The organism is Oleiphilus sp. HI0128 (assembly GCF_001635365.1).
The window spans coordinates 1-1,080 of record NZ_LWGG01001421.1; the positions used below are offsets into that span (position 1 = coordinate 1).

A 1,080-nucleotide genomic window follows, 5' to 3' on the forward strand; every position below is an offset into this window, starting at 1 on the left:
ATGACGTTGATGTCGTCACTTATGAATTTGAGCACCTTCCAGCGCAACTAACACAATACATCGAAAGTAAAAGTACACTTTATCCCCCCTCAAAGTCTATTGAAGTCTGTCAAAATAGAGCTGAGGAAAAGGCACTATTTACCAAACTTGGAATTCCCACTCCTGCCTACCATATCGTCAACTCCCTTGAAGAGTTAAAAGCGGCTGTCGAAAAACTAGGTTGCCCAATCGTCACCAAGACAACGCGAGAAGGCTATGACGGAAAAGGCCAGTTCGTTATTCGTCAAGCAGAACAATGCGAAGCAGCATGGCAGGCTATTGGCGAAGGTAAAAATGGCACAAACACACTTATTGCAGAAGCATTCGTAAACTTTTCTCGAGAGCTGTCAATTATCGCTGTACGCTCAGCTGATGACAGCATGAAAGTCTACCCACTAGCAGAAAACGACCACCACGAAGGCATTCTGCGCTATTCCATCGCACCTGCAGCTAAGGTCGCGGACGATATAAATGCTCAAGCAAATCAATATATTAAAGAGTTAATGCATGAGCTAGGGCATGTCGGCATTTTAACACTGGAATTATTTGAAACAGAAAACGGCTTAGTCGCTAATGAAATGGCACCTCGAGTCCATAACTCTGGGCACTGGAGCATTGAAGGCGCACATTGCAGTCAGTTTGAAAACCATTTGCGTGCTGTCAGCGGCCTACCTTTAGGTTGCACCGAAGCGCAAAAGCTCACCTGCATGATCAATATTATTGGTGAAAAAGGTGATACCGGGAGTATCTTGTCACTTCCTTACGCCAACCTTTATTTGTACGGAAAAGAAGAACGCGAAGGACGCAAACTAGGGCACGTGACTGTGCAAGCAGATAGCCACGAAGAACTTGCCTGGCGAGTAAAGAATGTTGCGAGTTTTTTGCCTGGAAGCCCTGAATTCAAACATAGTTAAACCGATTCAAAGGCAGAAACCCCAAAAGCAGCTTGAGACACTAGAAAAACTCAAGCTCGCTTTCTTCAAACCAGTCTTCTTCCTCCAAACCCTCACTAACTTCCGCAAATATCATTTCTTTATTGGT

General features: G+C 44.6%; 1 protein-coding gene. It reads left to right on the forward strand.

Annotation, left to right across the window (positions count from 1 at the left end; genetic code table 11):
• Positions 1 to 953: 5-(carboxyamino)imidazole ribonucleotide synthase (locus A3763_RS23560; protein ID WP_068760615.1), on the forward strand; the 953-nt coding region annotated here is incomplete at its 5' end.
• Between the last annotated feature and the right edge of the window lie 127 nt (positions 954 to 1,080).